This is a genomic window from Mesorhizobium prunaredense (assembly GCF_900156895.1).
GTDB lineage: Bacteria > Pseudomonadota > Alphaproteobacteria > Rhizobiales > Rhizobiaceae > Mesorhizobium > Mesorhizobium prunaredense.
Genome location: NZ_FTPD01000015.1, coordinates 71,516 through 87,813, shown reverse-complemented (window position 1 = coordinate 87,813; position 16,298 = coordinate 71,516). Strand labels below are relative to the sequence as shown.

General features: G+C 61.4%; 14 protein-coding genes. 9 read left to right on the top strand and 5 right to left on the bottom strand.

What is annotated here, in order from left to right; genetic code table 11:
• Positions 1-147: 147 nt before the first annotated feature.
• From BQ8794_RS13315 to BQ8794_RS13305, 3 genes are all read right to left on the bottom strand, one after another.
• Positions 148-2,052: an ABC transporter ATP-binding protein/permease gene (locus BQ8794_RS13315; protein WP_167378731.1), complete on the bottom strand. Its 1,905-nt coding sequence runs from the start codon at positions 2,050-2,052 to the stop codon at positions 148-150.
• Between the two features lie 489 nt (positions 2,053-2,541).
• Positions 2,542-3,222: a DsbA family oxidoreductase gene (locus BQ8794_RS13310; protein WP_077378376.1), complete on the bottom strand. Its 681-nt coding sequence runs from the start codon at positions 3,220-3,222 to the stop codon at positions 2,542-2,544.
• Positions 3,223-3,245: 23 nt separating this feature from the next.
• On the bottom strand, positions 3,246-5,060 hold the full coding sequence (locus BQ8794_RS13305) for an extracellular solute-binding protein (RefSeq protein ID WP_077378012.1): 1,815 nt from the start codon (positions 5,058-5,060) through the stop codon (positions 3,246-3,248).
• 232 nt (positions 5,061-5,292) lie between these two features.
• On the opposite strand from BQ8794_RS13305, the gene BQ8794_RS13300 reads away from it, so the two are divergent.
• Positions 5,293-5,922: an invasion associated locus B family protein gene (locus BQ8794_RS13300; RefSeq protein WP_077378009.1), complete on the top strand. Its 630-nt coding sequence runs from the start codon at positions 5,293-5,295 to the stop codon at positions 5,920-5,922.
• Between the two features lie 168 nt (positions 5,923-6,090).
• On the opposite strand, the gene hspQ is transcribed toward BQ8794_RS13300, so the two are convergent.
• Together hspQ and BQ8794_RS13290 are read right to left on the bottom strand one after the other, a co-directional pair.
• The gene (gene hspQ, locus BQ8794_RS13295) at positions 6,091-6,414 is read right to left on the bottom strand and encodes a heat shock protein HspQ (RefSeq protein WP_023801843.1); all 324 of its coding nucleotides are present in this window, start codon (positions 6,412-6,414) and stop codon (positions 6,091-6,093) included.
• A 200-nt stretch (positions 6,415-6,614) separates the two neighbouring features.
• Positions 6,615-7,826, bottom strand: coding sequence for a UbiH/UbiF family hydroxylase (locus BQ8794_RS13290; RefSeq protein WP_077378003.1), 1,212 nt, complete (start codon positions 7,824-7,826; stop codon positions 6,615-6,617).
• A 62-nt stretch (positions 7,827-7,888) separates the two neighbouring features.
• Here BQ8794_RS13290 and BQ8794_RS13285 point away from each other — a divergent pair, with 62 nt between their 5' ends.
• The 8 genes from BQ8794_RS13285 (at position 7,889) to BQ8794_RS13250 (ending at position 16,286) form a co-directional block, all read left to right on the top strand.
• Positions 7,889-8,827, top strand: coding sequence for a DUF2182 domain-containing protein (locus BQ8794_RS13285; RefSeq protein WP_077378374.1), 939 nt, complete (start codon positions 7,889-7,891; stop codon positions 8,825-8,827).
• 12 nt (positions 8,828-8,839) lie between these two features.
• The gene (locus tag BQ8794_RS13280) at positions 8,840-9,454 is read left to right on the top strand and encodes a DUF1326 domain-containing protein (protein WP_077378000.1); all 615 of its coding nucleotides are present in this window, start codon (positions 8,840-8,842) and stop codon (positions 9,452-9,454) included.
• A 38-nt stretch (positions 9,455-9,492) separates the two neighbouring features.
• Positions 9,493-10,302, top strand: coding sequence for a phosphatidylcholine synthase (gene pcsA, locus BQ8794_RS13275; RefSeq protein WP_167378733.1), 810 nt, complete (start codon positions 9,493-9,495; stop codon positions 10,300-10,302).
• 51 nt (positions 10,303-10,353) lie between these two features.
• The gene (locus BQ8794_RS13270; RefSeq protein ID WP_077377994.1) at positions 10,354-11,331 is read left to right on the top strand and encodes a quinone oxidoreductase family protein; all 978 of its coding nucleotides are present in this window, start codon (positions 10,354-10,356) and stop codon (positions 11,329-11,331) included.
• Between the two features lie 229 nt (positions 11,332-11,560).
• Entirely contained in the window at positions 11,561-13,138 is a 1,578-nt protein-coding gene (locus tag BQ8794_RS13265; RefSeq protein ID WP_167378730.1) for an ABC transporter ATP-binding protein, read from the top strand.
• On the top strand, positions 13,135-14,247 hold the full coding sequence (locus BQ8794_RS13260) for an ABC transporter permease (protein WP_077377991.1): 1,113 nt from the start codon (positions 13,135-13,137) through the stop codon (positions 14,245-14,247). Before BQ8794_RS13265 ends, BQ8794_RS13260 begins: the two co-directional genes overlap by 4 nt.
• Entirely contained in the window at positions 14,247-15,167 is a 921-nt protein-coding gene (locus BQ8794_RS13255) for an ABC transporter permease (protein WP_077377988.1), read from the top strand. Before BQ8794_RS13260 ends, BQ8794_RS13255 begins: the two co-directional genes overlap by 1 nt.
• A gap of 51 nt (positions 15,168-15,218) precedes the next feature.
• Positions 15,219-16,286: a BMP family ABC transporter substrate-binding protein gene (locus BQ8794_RS13250; RefSeq protein WP_077377986.1), complete on the top strand. Its 1,068-nt coding sequence runs from the start codon at positions 15,219-15,221 to the stop codon at positions 16,284-16,286.
• Positions 16,287-16,298 lie beyond the last annotated feature (12 nt).

The following is a 16,298-nucleotide window of genomic DNA, read 5'->3' as shown; positions in this document are numbered from 1 at the left end:
GTTCGCCGCTAAAGCGCGTCGTGTTGACCGGCCTCATGCGACGAGCTTTAGGTTGTTGTTTCATGCATGCCGTCATCGCAAAACCGCTGCACACCCTCGGGTCAGGCCCAGGGTCAGGCCCGAGGGCATGCTTTTGCGCGACATGCATTATTTCTGCCTGATGCGGCGAGGGAAGCGCAGCCATCTTTCCTCGACCGGCCTTGTTTCCTCGACTGGCCTGGGGTGCGCGAGGATGGTGGTGAGCGCGACCGGCAGGCTCGGCGCCAGCGGCTTTTTGGTCGCGACGCCATCCGCGATGGCAACGATGCTGTGGTAGAATTCGGCGCCTGAAAGCGACCTTGGCGGCACGGCCTCGTGCATGATCGAGATCACCGTGACATCTGGACAATTGTCCTTGATCGCTTGATGGAAGGCAATCTTCCCTTCCGGATCGAGCGCCCCGGTCGCCTCATCGAGGAACAGCAGCCCCGGCTGCTGCAGCACGATACGAGCGACAACCAGCTTCTGTTTCTGGCCGCCCGAAAGCACCTGGTCCCAGCTCATTCCGTCACGGCTTTCATCGGCCATGTGTTCGATGAAATCGCCAAGGCCGGCTTTGTGCAGAGCCGATGCAACCTGGGCGTCGGTGTGATCGCGCTCTGAACCGGGCAGGCAGACCAGTTGCTTCAGCGAGACCTGCTGCAGCTTGACCTCCTGGGCGGCATAGAAACTCTCGACCCCTTCCGGGAAGACGATGGAGCCGCGGCCATAGGGCCACAGACCGTTGATCGCCTTGATCAGCGATGTCTTGCCGCAGCCGGATTCGCCCTTCAGGAACGTCCACTCGCCACGCCGGAAGCGCAAATTCGCGGCGCTCAGGAAGGGCGTGGCGTCCTCGCCCTGATGGGTCAGTTCGAGCTTCTGGATGGTCAAGCCGAAAACCGGGTTCTGACGGTCGTAGCGGAAATCGGAACAACCGGTGAGACTGTAGAATTCCTGCGGGTGTTGGACGTTTTCGATCGCGTTGGCGAGTTCGGTCACGCGTTGGCTGTTGGCGCGCAGCGCCGCAATGGAAGGCATGACATGGATGAACCATGAACATTGACTGATGAGCGAGTTGACCATCTCGGAGCCGGTTATGTAGCCCTTGAGGTCGAAACGGTTGTGGATGTAGGGCACCAGGCCCGGCGCATAGGCGACAATGCGGGCGCCGATGAAATTGTAGACCAGCTCGAAAGAACGGTAGCTGGTGTTGACGATGTTCAGCCTTGCCCAGGTGCGGTCGATGTCGACATAAAGCCGGTCGTGCATCGTCTTTTGCACATTCTCGCCCTGTGAGGCGGCGACGTGGAAACTGCGGCGCAGGAACGTGGTCAGTTCGCCGCGATAACTGCCTTCGGATTGCTGCATCCGGATGTTGAGCCGTTCCAGCAACCTGCCGAGCTTCACCGCGATCCAGGTGTTCAGCGGCACGTAAATGGCGACCGCCAGGAAAGCCAGGACCGCGCTGCCATAGCTGCCGAGGAACTCCAGCCCTTTCACCTCTGCCGAGGTTTCAAGCAGTTTGCGGCCGACGAAATAAAGCGATGTGGCGACAGCCATCACCCCCATGGCGAGGCCGATGGCACCGCCGGTCATGTCCTTGATCGACTCCTGGACGCGCTGGTCGATGTTGTCGGGAGCAGCAGCGCCGGAGGAACCGTGCTGGGCATGGAAATGCGTGTGATTGGTGTCGAGAAGCGCTGCGTTGAAACGGCTGTCCAGCCAACCGCGCCATTTGCGATGCAGCGTCGCGGAAACAAAAGTGCGGATGCCGGTAAAGCCCGCGTCCTTGAGCACGACCAGAAGGATGAGAACGCCGGCGTTGGTGAGCAGCGATGCGAGCGGCGTGGTGTTCGCGGCGTCATGGTAGAAGGCGATCGAGTTGACCAGTTCCCCGGATGCTTCGGCGAACCAGACGCCAGCCTTGCTGGAGAGCGCGGTAAACAGCGCGATGACCAGCGTCAGCGTCCAGGCCTCCACCCAGCGATCCGAGAACCAGTAGGCCCGCATCAGTCCCCAGAAGCTGCGCATCGAGGAAACTGGTGTCAGGAGCGGCGGCCTTGCGGCACCGCGGAGCCATTTTTCCGATATTGAATGTTGCCCTGGTCTGCCGACCCGAATCACAATCCCGCCCAAACCTCTTTTAGTTTTGTTACAGACAGTAACACCAATTGATCATTTTCCATTATCTTTTCTCAGGCTGTGGAGGTTTGAACCCCTGGCCGTTGCCATTAAGCAACAGCGGCAGCGCCATGCGGTGTCGTTCTCTACTCATATTGTCTCTATAATTTCAATGAGTTGCTGGTTCACGTATGCAAGCGTCAGCATCTTCCCCAAGGGAAAGCTTTTTGCACAGTTTTGTGAGGCAAGAGCGTGGTCGATCAGCCGATTTCTAAGCTGCAGAAGACGAATCAACGCAAAGACGCGCCGTCATCCTTGTTGCCATATCGACCGGAAAGTGACCGGAGGGCGTTGGCTGCTGTGGCGATGTCGCCAAACGCGCCTATGGAATGGCGTCTATCAGTTCGCTTTCTCCAACTCGCCCCGCGCCTTCGCCGCCGCAACCTGGCGAATGGCGTCGGTGAGCGTGTCAACGTCTTGCGCGCCCATCACCGCATATTTGCCCTCAAGCAGAAAGCACGGCACGCCCGTGATGCCCATGCGCGAAGCGGTGGCGATTTCGGTGCGCACCGCCTCGACATCGGCGTCCGTCGGCAAAAGCGTCTCGACGATGGACGCATCCATGCCGGCCTCGCGGGCGGCGTTGATCAGAACGGCATGGTCGCCGAGATCGGCGCCTTCCTCGAAATTCAACTGGAACAGGCGTCGCACCAGCCGGTTCTGCATGACCTCGCCGGCGGCACCAGCCCAGCGGATGACGCGGTGCGCGTCCAGCGTGTTGGGCGCAACCTTGATGGCGGCGAAGGCGAAGTTGATGCCCTCGGCTTCGCCCAATGGCTCGATGCGGGCGTGGATCTCGCGAATGCGTTCGTCGCTGCCGAACTTGGCCATCATGTATTCGCGGCGATCCTTGCCTTCGGGCGGGATGGTTGGGTCGAGTTGGAACGGCCGCCAGCGAATATGCACCTCGACATCGTTTGCCGCCGCGATCGCCTTGTCGAGCCGCTTCTGGCCGATGAAGCACCAGGGGCAGACGACGTCGGAGACCACATCGACGGTGATCGACTTCTCGTCGCTCATCTTGATCTCCTGTCCCGAAGAGGTCACTTCGGCTTGCGCCACCATGTCGGCAGTCGATAACCGGATATGGGGGTCTTTCGCGGATGTTCCAGATAGCTCCAGTAGGCGAGCCATTGCTGCGTGTTGTGCTGCATCGGAACCATGTAGTGGCCGGAGATCAACAACCTGTCGAGGACCCGGACGGCGGCAACATAATCTTCGCGGCTGCGGGCGTCGACCATCGCCTCGAGTGCTGCATCTATTGCCGGATCGGCGACACCGGCAAGGTTGAACGACCCTTCGGCATTGGCGGCAGCTGATCCCCAGCGCCCGAACTGCTCGATGCCCGGCGACAGCGAGTTCTCGAAGCCGCTGGCGCCGATCAGCACCTCGAAATTGAAGCGTTGCTTGCGTGACTGGATCTGGTCGCCGTCAAGGCTGCGGATGGTGACATCGATGCCGATCTTCGCAAGCGTGCGCTGGTAGATGGCGGCAAGGCGCTCCTCGTTCTGGGAGGCGGTCAGGATCTCGAAGCCGAAGGGTTTCCCCTCGGGATCGAGCATCACTCCATCCTGCAAGGCATAGCCCGCGCCCTTGAATATGTCGAAGGCGGCTTTCAGCACCTTGCGGTCCTGGCCCGTGCCGTCGGTGACAGGTGGCCGCCAGGTGCCGTCCATGACATCGGCTGGCACACGACCCGGGTAGGGCGCCAGCAGCGCCTTTTCCCTGTCGCCGGCCGGATGGCCGAGTGCCGACAGCTCGGAATTCTGCCAATAGCTCATGGTGCGCATGTACTTGCCGCCAAACAAGTTCTTGTTGGCCCATTCGAAGTCGTAGAGCATGCCGAGCGCGCGTCGAACCACCGGATTGGAAAACTTCTGCAGCCGTGTGTTGAACAGGAACCCCGTCACCACTGGCGGGATGCCGGTGTCGAACGTTTCGGCGATCACGTCGCCCTTGTGGAAGGCCGGGAAGTCGAGATCGCGCTCGCGCTTGACCGGATCGCTGTCGTCAGCGATAGCGCAGATGCCTTTCTTGAAAGCTTCCAGCTTGGCGTTGGCGTTGAGGAAATATTCGATGGTGATCTGGTCGTAATTGTCGAAACCGCGCTTGGCGGGGATGTCCTTGCCCCAATAATTTGGGTTGCGCTTGAACACGATGCGTTGGCCAGGCGCCACGTGCACCACGGTGTAGGGGCCGCTGCCGATCACCGGTTTCAGCGTGGTCCTGTCGAAGGTCTCCTTGTCGAAAGCGTGCTTGGGCACGATTGGCGTCATCGCGATAACCAACGGAGTCTCGCGATTAGCCTTGTCGTTGAATGTAAAGCGCACGCTGCGGTCGCCGGTCTTTTCCAGTTTGGCGACCATGCTCATACGGGCGCTGTAGGGTGGCCGGCCTTTCTCGGTAAAGACGTCATAAGTGAACAGCACGTCTTCCGCAGTCACCGGTTGGCCATCAGACCACTTGGCCCTCGGATCGAGGTGGAATTCGATGCTCTTGCGCTCCGGATCCATGTCGGCAGTGTCGGCAAGCAGGCCGTAAAGACTGAAGGCCTCATCGTCATTGCGCTGCATCAACGGCTCGAAGACGAGATTGCCGAAAATCCTGTCAATGATGCCGCGTGCCGTCGTGCGCAGGCTTTTCAGGATGAACGGGTTGAGATTGTCGAAGCTGCCAACGACGCAATAGGTGATGCTGCCGGCCTTCGGCGCATCGGGATTGACGTAGTTGAAATGCGCATAGTCGGCCGGGAGCGCCGGCTCGCCCTGCATGGCGATCGCGTGTTTCGGCGCCGACAAAGCTGGCTGAGGCGAAAGGGTGATAATCGCGGCAATCAGCCAAACAAGAACGCGGCCCATGACCGTCTCCTTACTGGGTCGGCTTGATGATTCGGAGCGCACCCTAACATGAGCCGACCGCCTCCCGGCTAATCGCGGGCTCAAGAATTGCGGGTATCGGGCTGGATTCGGCACCGCTTGCAGTGTAACACGCCGTCCGAAGTCATTCTGTTGCCTCATTTCGGCAACAGGTAGCTGGACCACACGGCGCGAAGAAGCCGGTCCCGGGATCATTTGAGAGGAAGTGCACGATATGACGAGCCTGAACAGCAACGCGTACCGCCTGTCGGTCATGGCCGCTGGCGTGGTCGGCTTTCTGGGCGCACAGCTTCCCGCTGCTGTTGCGCAGCAGCAGCAGCAGATTCCGCAGGGCTGGTTCAAAGCCTGCACCAAGCAGGAAGACGTCGACATCTGCAATGTCCAGAACATCACCACAGCCGGCAACGGCCAGCTCGTCACCGGCGTCAGCCTGATCGAATTGAAGGGCAAGGTAAACCGCAAGGTGTTCCAGGTGACGGTTCCGAGCGGTCGCCTGGTTCCTCCCGGCATTGGCCTCCAGATCGATACCGGCAAGGCGCAGAAGCTCGACTATGTGGTCTGCTTCCCCGACCGCTGCGTGGCGGAAGTGCCACTGACCGACCAGCTCGTCGCCTCCTTCAAGAAGGGTTCGAACCTGACGCTGACCTCACACAATTTCCAGAACCAGCCGAACCCGATCAAGGTCGCGCTGGCTGGCTTCAGCGGCGCCTTCGACGGGCCGCCGCTGCAGCAGTCGGACATCGAGGATCGGCAGAAGAAGCTTCAGGATTTCGTTGCCAAGAACAACCAGGACTTCGCCAAGAAGCTCAAGGAAGAGCAGGACAAGGCGAAGACCGCCAACTGATCGCCCCCCGGGGCGAAGACGATGGGCGACTGAGACGATTTCTCAAGCCAACAAAAAAGCGGGGTCATGCCCCGCTTTTTCGTTCCGGCCGGCCATTTCTTGATCCCATCAGGCCCGCAATCCGTCAGGTCCCCGCGATTTTCGTCAGGTCCCCGCGTTTTCGTCAGGTCAATGTCTTGACTGGCGTCTCGGCTCGTAGCGCCCGTCCGGCCGCTTGTCGAACATCTCGCCGATCTCCGGATGCCGCACCGGTTCGCCAGAGCGGTCCTCGAGCAGGTTCTGCTCAGACACATAGGCGATGTATTCCGTTTCCGAATTCTCGGCGAGCAAGTGGTAGAAGGGCTGGTCCTTGCGCGGCCGCACATCCGCCGGGATCGCCTCGTACCATTCGTCGGTGTTGGCGAATTGCGGGTCGACATCGAAAATGATGCCGCGGAACGGAAACAGCCGGTGGCGGACCACCTGTCCGATCGAAAATTTGGCTGTTTTCATCATGGTACTCACCACTAAGTCCTAGAGTGCCGCGTCCCTGGAATGCGCAAAGACCCTCTAAGACCTTGAATTTACGCGTTACGCTTCAAAATATCGAGCCCGACTTATGGCTGATACCTGACCTATTTGGCGCAGACGCCGCATGAATTCAATGCCGAACTCTTGACGCCCTGCCAAACTACGGGCCAGTCCGCCCGGTGCTAGCGCCGGATCTGTTTCCTTAAGCCGCCGGCGAGCGCCGCAAAACCACTGCCCGGCCGCAGCCCCTCGCGCATGAAAAAGGCGCGGAGCGGCGCGAAGCCCCCGAGCACGCCAAGGCCAGCACTGCGCGCCATCTGTGCCGGCAGCATCTGCGAGAGCAGCGACTTGTTGAGCAGGTTGACCGCATTGCTGCGCGCCAGGATGTCGGGCCGGCGCTTGAGATCATAGGCTGCGAGTGCCTTGACGGCGCCCGGGTCGGCCATGTTTTTGCAAGCAATTCCAATTAGATCATCGATATCCCTGACACCAAGGTTGAGACCTTGCGCGCCGATAGGCGGAAACACATGGGCGGCTTCGCCGACAAGTGCCACCCGGTTGCGCGCGAAGCAGCGCGGCGTCACGCCGGAAAGCTGGTAGATCTGCTGGCCGGGTTCGACGGAAACTCGGCCCAGCATCGATTGCATCCGCTGTTCGACCCGCATCGAAAGCGCCGCGTCGCCCAGTGCGGCGAGTTCCTTCGCCGTTTCTGGCTCTACCACCCAGACAAGGCTGGACCGGTTGCCGGGCAGGGGAACCTGGGTGAACGGGCCGGTTTCGGTGTGGAACTCGGTTGAGGTGAAAGCGTGGTCGCTGCGGTGGCCGAAATTGAGAACCAAGGCCGCCTGCGGATAGGATCGCGCGGATGTCGAGATGCCGGCAGCCTCACGGGCCGGCGACATACGGCCATCGGCGGCGACGGCCAGCGATGCTGTGATCTCACTGCCGTCAGACAAGATCGCATGCGCATGGTCGCCCTCGAGGCGCCAGGTCTCCACCATCGCTTTTCGCCATTCGATGCCGGAATGCGCGGCAACAACCCTGGCAAGTGCGGGGTTGAGCGCACTGTTGGGTAAATTCAGCCCGAACTGCTCCTCGCCAATTTCGCTGGCGCGGAAAGTGACCACCGGGCTGCGGATCAGCCGGCTGGTTGCATCGACGATGCGCATCGCCTTCAGCGGTGCGGCCTGGGACCTCACCGCATCGAGGACGCCCAACCGCTCGAGGATCTTCAGGGCCGGGTTCATCAGGGCCGTCGTGCGGCCGTCCTGGCCATTTGCCTCGGGTCCGACGAGCGTCACGGGAAAGCCGGCGTCTGCGAAACCAAGCGCTGCAATCAGCCCTGCCGGGCCACTGCCGGCAACCAGTATCCGTGCTGTTTCCCGACGGTCCAATGCGGCTTCCCGGTTGCGATGCGAGGCGGTCGGTCCGACCTGATGAGCATATAGATCAGATCATGCGGCTTGATCAACGCGGCGATTCGGCCCATTCGACTGCCATGACCGCCGAAGACCATGATTTTAGTCATCTCGACCGTTTCGGCCGCGCAGCGGCGAGCGTCTCGCGCAATCCTCGACTGGCGGTGAACATCGTTTTGGGCGCAGGCGTCGTCCTGGCATGGCTGCTGCTTGGCGCCATGGCCATACGTAGCGCCGAAAGCCGGGTTCCGGGCATCGATGCACCCGGCGACACGATGCTCAGGTACCTGCCGCGGCTGCCGCTGCCGGATTTTCTCGAGCGCTTCTTCAGCCTTTGTCTTGCACCTGCGCCGCTCGACGGGGGCCTCGTCGCACAGGCCGGAGCGCTCATCGTCATGTGGTTCCTGATGGCGGTCTCCACCATGCTGCCTTCGGCGGCGCCGATGATCCGCACCTATTGCGAGATCGCCGATACCGCGCGGATCAAGGGCGAAGCGGTCGTCCATCCGCTGATCTTGGTCGCCGGTTACCTCAGCGTGTGGTTGGCTGCGTCGGCGGTGTTTGCGGCGCTGACGCTCATCGTTCACGCCTTCGCCGCATCTGTGCAGATGCTCGACCCGGTGGTCGGAGCGACAGGAGCGGCTGCGCTTTTGGTTGCCGGCCTTTACCAGTTCAGCGGCCTGAAAGAAGCCTGCCTGACAAAATGCAAAAGCCCGTTCTCGATCCTGTTTTCGAACTGGAGCGCAAGGCCCGGCCGCATTTTCCGGCTCGGCATGGAGCAGGGCGTCTGGTGCCTCGGCTGCTGCTGGGCGCTGATGCTGGTGATGTTCGCCGTCGGCGTGATGAACGTGTTCTGGTTGGCGTTGATCGGCCTGTTCACCTTGATCGAAAAACAGACGGCGGGCAGGCTGCCAACCCAGGTCGCCGGTGCGATACTGCTTGTCTGGGCAACCGCCCTGCTAGTAGTTTCGGCATAGGGAGAGAATTCGATGGCGGATCAAGGCTGGGCAATGAAAGGAGAGCTGGTGCTCTCCTGCAATTGCACGGTTTTTTGTCCTTGCGTGCTGTCTCTCGGCAGTCATCCGCCGACCGAGGGCTATTGTCAGACCTGGGCGGGGTTCCGCATCGATGCCGGCCATTTCGGCGAGGTTGACCTGTCCGGCCTCAATCTTGGGCTGGTCATGGAAATTCCCGGCTATATGAGCCGCGGCAACTGGACCGCCGGACTGTTCATCGACAAGCGCGCCTCGGTCTATGCGGTCAAGGCATTGACGAAAATTTTCACCGGCAAGGCTGGCGGGACCACCTCGCTGCTCTCCATCCTGGTCGGAAAGTTCCTCGGCGTCGAGCAGGCGCCGATCACCTATGAGACGCGCGACAGAACCCGAATCTTCCAGATCCCGAAGATCATCGATGGGGCCGTAACGCCGATTTCCGGCAAGGACCGCGACAAGGATACGGTGATCAGCAATTCGGAGTACTGGATCGCACCGGAAATCATCGTCGCCAGGTCCGACAAGAGCAAGATGCGGGCCTTCGGCCGCAACTGGAATTTTGCCGGCCGCTCGGCTGAAATCTGCAAGCTGGACTGGCGGGGCCCGTGAGCAAGAGAACAACGGCCAGAAAAATCACGGCCAGGAAAATCACGGCCGGAAAAATCACGGCCAGGAAAATCGCTGACAAGATTCCGAGGCCGAAGAAGAAAGTCACATGGCCGCAGGCGCGCGCGTTTTCGGTCCATCTGCTGACCGCGTCGGGCTCGTTCCTGGCGTTCCTGTCGCTGGTGGCGGCGAGCGAGCAGCGCTGGACGGCGATGTTCTGGTGGCTGGGGCTGGCGCTGTTCGTCGACGGCATCGACGGGCCGATCGCCAGGAAACTCGAGGTCAAGGAAATCCTGCCGACGTGGTCGGGCGAACTCCTCGACAACATCATCGATTACGTCACCTATGTGCTGATACCGGCCTTCGCGCTTTACCAGCGCGGCTTCATGGGTGAGGGCCTGTCGTTTCTGTCGGCGGCGATCATCGTCGTGTCGAGCGCGATCTACTATGCCGACACCGGGATGAAGACCAAGGAAAATTTCTTCAAGGGGTTTCCTGTGGTCTGGAACATGGTGGTGTTCACGCTGTTCGTCATCGAGCCGGGACAATGGGTTTCCTTCGCCGTGGTCGTGGTGGCCGGCATCCTGACCTTTGTGCCGATCAATTTCATCCACCCGGTGCGGGTGGCGCGGCTGCGGCCGATCAACCTTGGTATGACGCTGCTATGGTGCGCTTTTGGAGCGCTGGCGCTGGCGCAGGCAGCTCTTGCCGCGTTCTACGACCAGATCGGCGTCCTGGGCGAGCAGGTGAGTGTCTTCACCAAGATCGGCATCACGGTCACCGGGCTTTACCTCGCATGCATCGGCGGTATCATGCAGCTCTTTCCAACGCTCGGCGCCAAGAAAACCTGATCCCAAGAGAGTCTGCTCGCAAGAGAGTCTGGTCCCAAGAGAGCCTCGTCAATGTCCAAAGCAATACGCATCCACGCCAATGGCGGTCCGGAGGTCCTGACCTATGAGGACGCCGATCCGGGCCAACCCGGCTCGGGGCAAATCCTGGTCAAGCACACGGCGATCGGCCTCAATTTCATCGACGTCTATCATCGCTCCGGCCTTTACCAGCCGCCAGGCGGTTTCCCGCTGATACCCGGCGGCGAGGCGGCCGGGGTAGTTGTGGAAGCAGGCGCGGATATCGACTGGCTGAAACCGGGCGATCGCGTCGCCTACGCCGTGACCACTGGAGCCTATGCCGAACAGCGCGTGATCGCCGCCGACCGCGTCGTCAAGGTGCCGGACGGCATCAGCGACGAACAGGCGGCCGCCATGATGCTGAAAGGCATGACGGCGGAATATCTGCTGCGCCGGACCTTCAAGGTGAAGGCGGGCGACACGATCCTGTTTCACGCGGCGGCCGGCGGCGTCGGGCTGATCTTCGGCCAATGGGCCAAGCATCTTGGCGCAACCGTGATCGGCACCGCCAGTTCCGCCGACAAGATCGAGCTCGCCAAGGCGCATGGCTTCGACCACGTCATCAACTACCGCGAGCAGGACTTCGTCGCCGGCGTGCTGGCCATCACCGGCGGCAAGAAGTGCGACGTCGTCTATGATTCGGTCGGCAACGACACCTTTCCAGCCTCGCTCGACTGCCTGAAGCCGCTCGGCATGTTCGCCAGCTTCGGTCAATCGTCGGGACCGATCCCGCCGTTCAGCATGTCGTTGCTGGCGCAGAAAGGTTCGCTGTTTGCAACCCGTCCGACGCTGTTCGTCTACAACGCCAGGCGCGAAGACCTGGAGGCGTCCGCCGCCGCGCTGTTCGAAATCGTGCTCAGCGGCGCGGTCAAGATCAAGATCAATCAGCGTTACGCGCTCCAGGATGCCGGCAGGGCGCATTCCGACCTCGAAGGCCGCAGGACGACCGGGACAACCATTCTTGTCCCCTGAGCCTTGCTGTCGCTTGGAGCGACGTGCGTCCACCTGGGCGCTCAAAAGCACGCTCTGACATTTTGAATCCAGGCATCGTGCTTTCCGAAAATCGATTTCGATTTTCGGGCCAATGCGTTAGGTTTCCGCTGAAATTCTTGAAGCTCTTTCAAGACGGGTGCCGCTTTGCGACGACAGCAGGCCGCGCATACCATGCCTGCGGGAACACAGAACATATCTGGCAAACCAGATGGGAGGCACTGTGAGTGCAAATCAGGACGACGCCAACCTGCTTGAGGTTCGTGGCCTTACCAAGACATTCGGCACACTGACAGCGTGCGACCATGTCGATCTTACCGTCGCAAAAGGCGAAATCCATGCGTTGCTCGGCGAGAACGGCGCCGGCAAGTCGACGCTCGTCAAAATGCTGTTCGGAACGCTGGAGCCCAATTCGGGCGAAATTTTCTGGAACGGCCAGGCGGTCACGATCACCAATCCCGGCTTTGCGAAGAAGCTTGGCATCGGCATGGTGTTCCAGCATTTTTCGCTGTTCGAGGCACTGACGGCGGCCGAGAACATCGCGCTGTCGCTGGACGACGGTTCGCCGATCAGCACGATTGCCGCGAAGGCGAGGGCGCTTTCCTATAGCTACGGCCTGCCGCTCGATCCGCAATCGCTGGTCGGAGACCTCTCGGTCGGTGAGCGCCAGCGTATCGAGATCATCCGCTGTCTGCTGCAGACGCCGCAACTCATCATCCTGGACGAGCCGACCTCGGTGCTGACGCCGCAGGAAGCCGACAACCTGTTCGAGACGCTCGAACGGCTGCGCTCGGAAGGAAAGTCCATCCTCTACATTTCGCATCGGCTGGAAGAGGTCAAGCGTATCTGCGACCGCGCCACCGTGCTGCGCCACGGCAAGGTGGTTGGCCATTGCAATCCGCGCAAGGAAACCGCGGCATCGCTGGCCCGCATGATGGTCGGCAACGACGTGCAGGCCGTGGTGCGCGCGCCGGCCCAGGGTATCGAGACCGCGCAGCCGCTGCTTGAAATCCGCGGGCTCAGCCGCAAGCCGGCAACGCCGTTCTCGATCCCGCTCAAAAACATCAACCTGACCGTACGCGCCGGCGAAGTGATCGGCATTGCAGGCGTCGCCGGCAACGGCCAGGGCGAGTTCTTTGAATCCGTTTCCGGCGAGGTGCCGCAGCAGGATGCCGCTTCGGTGCGCATCCGCGGCAAGGACGCCGGCGGCCTCAGCATCACCGGCAGGCGGCTGATGGGCGCCGCCTTCGTGCCGGAAGAGCGGCTCGGCCACGGCGCAGCACCGCGCATGAAGCTTTCGGAAAACCTGCTGCTGTCGCGCCATGCCACCGATGGCAAGGTGTTTGTCGGCGCCGGCGGAATGGTCAAAAGCGATGCGATCTATGCCGCTGCCCAACGCATCATCAAGGCGATGGATGTGCGCAAGAGCGCTGCGGACCCGGAGGCGGCAGCGCTTTCAGGCGGCAATCTACAGAAATTCATTGTTGGCCGCGAACTCGACCGCAGGCCAAGCGTCATGGTCGTCAATCAGCCGACGTGGGGCGTCGACGCCGGTGCGGCCGCCCACATTCGGCAGACGCTGATCGAATTGGCGCGCAGCGGCTCGGCCGTGCTGGTCATCAGCCAGGATCTCGACGAATTGTTCGAGATATCCGACGCGATCGCGGTGATGCACAATGGCGAATTGTCGAAGCCATTGCCGATCGCCGAGGCGACGTTCGAGAAGATCGGACTGCTGATGGGTGGGGCCGAGCCGGGCCACGCCGAACACGCTCTGGAGACGTCATGATGCGCCTCGAACTCGTCAAACGGCCGCAGCGCTCGATGCTGTTCTCGGCGCTGTCGCCTTTCATTGCATTCGTGCTGACGATCATTGCCGGCGCCATCCTGTTCGCGCTGCTTGGCGTCAATCCCTTGAAGGCGTTCCAAATCTACTTCCTCGAGCCGGTCAGTCAGGTCTGGCAGCTGCATGAGCTGGCGATCAAGGCGGCACCGCTCATCCTGATCGGGGTCGGCCTGTCGGTTTGCTACAGAGCCAACATCTGGAACATCGGCGCGGAAGGCCAATTCATCCTGGGCGGCATCGTCGGCTCGAGCATTCCGGTGCTGTTTCCGCAGTTTGAAGGGCCGCTGGTGCTGCCGCTGATGCTGCTGTTCGGCATGGTCGGCGGTGCCGCCTACGCCGCCATTCCCGCCCTGCTCAAGGCGCGCTTCAACACCAACGAGATCCTGACCAGCCTGATGCTGGTCTATGTCGCGCAGCTGTTCCTCGACTGGCTGGTGCGCGGGCCGTGGCGCGATCCGAAGGGTTTCAATTTCCCGCAGACGATACAGTTCAACGACTCGGCCATATTGCCGGAACTGATGCCGGCCTCCGGCCGTGCCAATTGGGGTTTCGTGTTCGCGCTGGTCGCGGCGGTGCTGGTCTGGATCCTGATGAGCCGCATGCTGAAAGGCTTTGAGGTCCGCGTGCTCGGCTCAAGCCCCAGGGCAGGGCGCTTCGCCGGCTTCGGCATCAAACGGATGGTGTTCTTCGCTTTCATGCTGTCGGGGGCACTGGCCGGACTTGCCGGCATCTCGGAAGTCTCCGGCGCCATCGGCCAGCTGCAGCCGGTGATTTCGCCCGGCTACGGCTTTGCCGCCATCATCGTGGCGTTCCTCGGCCGGCTCAATCCATTAGGCATTGTCGCGGCGGGCCTGGTGCTGGCGCTGACCTATCTCGGCGGCGAGGCAGTGCAAAGCGCGCTCGGCATCTCCGACAAGGTGGCGCGCGTGTTCCAGGGCATGCTCCTGTTCTTCGTGCTCGGCTGCGACACGCTGATTCACTACCGCATTCGCCTGATCGGCTTGGCTGCGCCGACGCTTGAAGCCGCGCCGAAGCTGGAGGAGGCCCGCTGATGGACATCACCGTCAACATTCTTTTGACCATCGCAACCGCGGCGACGCCTTTGCTGATCGCGGCGATCGGCGAGCTGGTGGTCGAACGTTCCGGCGTGCTCAATCTCGGCGTCGAAGGCATGATGATCATGGGGGCGGTCGGCGGTTTCGGTGCCGGCTATCTCACCGGATCGCCATGGATCGGGTTGTTGGCGGCGATCGCCCTGGGTGCGGTGTTTTCGCTGCTGTTCGCCGTCATGACGTTGTCGCTGGCCACCAACCAGGTGGCGACCGGCCTGTCGCTGACATTGCTCGGCCTCGGCCTTTCCGGCATGATGGGCACCAGCTTTGTCGGCCAGCCCGGCGCGAGGCTGCCAAACCTCGACATTCCCGGCCTGACAGCGATGCCCGTCATCGGCAGGTTGTTGTTCGGCCAGGACCCGATCTTCTACATCTCGATTGCATTGACCGCCGCCGTCATGTGGTTCCTGTTCAAGACCCGCACCGGGCTGACGCTGCGCTCGATCGGCGACAGCCACACGTCGGCCCATGCGCTTGGCATCAAGGTCATCCGCTACCGCTACCTGGCGGTGATCTTCGGCGGCGCCTGTGCGGGCCTTGCCGGGGGCCACCTGTCGCTGGTCTATACGCCGCAATGGGTGGAGAACATGACCGCCGGACGCGGCTGGATCGCGCTGGCGCTGGTCGTGTTCGCATCATGGCGGCCATGGCGGGTGCTTGCGGGCGCCTATATCTTCGGCGCGGTCTGGATCGGCCAGCTTCATGCACAGGCTTTTGGCATTCCGGTTCCCTCGCAACTGCTTTCTTCGTTGCCCTATCTGGCAACCATCGTGGTTCTCGTTCTAATCTCGCGCAACAAGCGTTTGACGATGATGAACACACCGGCTTCCTTGGGGCAGCCATTCGTTCCGGATCGTTGACGATAAAAGACAAACGGGAAGCTCCAAGGCTTAACTCAGAGAGGTAACACGATGAAAAAACTGCTTATTGCGCTGATGACCGCGGCGGCGGCATTGTCGCTGGCGGCGACCGCCGAAGCGCAGGAAAAGCTGAAAGCCTGTTGGGTCTATACCGGCCCGATCGGCGATTTCGGCTATTCGTACCAGCATGACCAGGGCCGCCTGGACGTAGAGAAGGAACTCGGCGACAAGGTCGAGACCGCTTATCTGGAGAACGTCTCCGAGGGTCCCGATGCCGATCGCGCCTTCGAGCGCCTGGCGCGCGAAGGATGCAAGATCATTTTCGGCACGTCCTTTGGCTTCATGGACCCCGAAGTGAAGGTCGCCAAGAAATTCCCCGATGTGATGTTCGAACACGCGACCGGCTACAAGACATCAGACAATCTCGGCATCTACAACGCACGCTTCTACGAAGGCCGCTACATCCTCGGCCAGATCGCCGCCAAGCAATCGAAGTCGGGCGTCGCCGGCTACATCGTTTCGTTCCCGATTCCCGAAGTGGTGATGGGTATCAATTCCTTCATGCTCGGCGCCCAGTCGATCAAGCCGGATTTCAAGGCGAAGATCGTCTGGATCAATTCATGGTTCGATCCGGGCAAGGAAGCCGATGCCGCCAAGGCCCTGTTCGACCAGGGTGCCGACATCATCGTCCAGCACACCGACTCGACCGCTGCCCTGCAAGTCGCCGAAGAGCGCGGACTGCAGGGCTTCGGCCAGTCTTCGGACATGATCAAGTTCGCCCCGAAGGCGCAGTTGACCTCGATCGTCGACGATTGGGGGCCGTATTATATCGGCCGGGTGAAGGCCGCGCTCGACGGCACCTGGAAGCCCGGCAATGTCTGGCTGGGCATCAAGGACGGCGCCGTTAAAATGGCCCCTTACACCAACATGCCCGACGACGTGAAGGCGATGGCAGAAGCCACCGAGAAGAAGATCGTCGAAGGATGGAACCCGTTCACCGGGCTGATTGCCAAGCAGGACGGCACGCCGTGGCTGAAGGAAGGCGAAGTCGCCGACGATCCTACGCTGCTCGGCATGAACTTCTACGTCAAGGGCGTCGACGACAAGCTGCCGCAGTAACCGCGAGCGGGG